The organism is Oceanicaulis sp. UBA6590, from assembly GCF_002433705.1.
Lineage (GTDB): Bacteria > Pseudomonadota > Alphaproteobacteria > Caulobacterales > Maricaulaceae > Oceanicaulis.
This window is the reverse complement of sequence record NZ_DJIQ01000024.1, coordinates 1-663: the sequence shown is the minus strand read 5'-3', so window position 1 is coordinate 663 and position 663 is coordinate 1. Positions and strand designations below refer to the sequence as shown.

The window sequence follows — 663 nt, the reverse complement described above, 5'->3', positions numbered from 1 at the left end:
CTTCAACGCCCAGGAAGGCAAGTCGGTGCTCGACGCCACGGCGGAGACCATGCACATGCTCGCCAACCATGACTGGAAGGGCAATGTGCGCCAGCTCGAGAACGCGGTGTTCCGCGCGGTGGTGCTGTCAGACAGCGATTATCTGACCGAAGAGGATTTCCCGCAGATTTCCGGTCTCGCCCCGACCTTGCGGGATGCGCCGATCCAGTCGGCCGCCCCGGCTCAGCCCGCAGCCAACGCGGTTCCGGCCCTGCCGGCCGAGCAGTTCGAGGGCGCGGCGCCGAATGGCGCCGAAGAGGAGCATTTCCCGGTCGATATTCTCGATGAGGGCGGACATCTGCGCTCGCTCGAGAGCATTGAACGCGATCTCATCGCGTTCGCCATCGAGACCTATTCAGGTCGTATGGCCGAGGTCGCCAGGCGTCTGGGCGTGGGCCGCTCCACGCTGTATCGCAAGGTTCGCGAATACGATCTCGACGTGGACAATTTCCGCGAAGCGGGCTGATTGATCAGTCTTGGACGTCCAGCACGGCGTCCAGGTTTTGAGCCAAGACTTCATCGCGGTTCAGGCGGTCGGCCTGGGCCGCGATTTGTTGTTGGATGCGGGCCGCCATTGCTGGCTCATGTAGTCTTGGAAAATTTGCGCTAGCGCATGGACTTGGC

Annotated in this window: 1 protein-coding gene; it reads left to right on the top strand. The window is 62.6% G+C overall.

Going from position 1 to position 663, the window contains the following annotated elements:
* The coding region (locus B2Z70_RS05215; RefSeq protein WP_292981820.1) for an AAA-type ATPase lid domain-containing protein at positions 1 to 505 on the top strand (505 nt) is incomplete at its 5' end.
* Positions 506 to 663 lie beyond the last annotated feature (158 nt).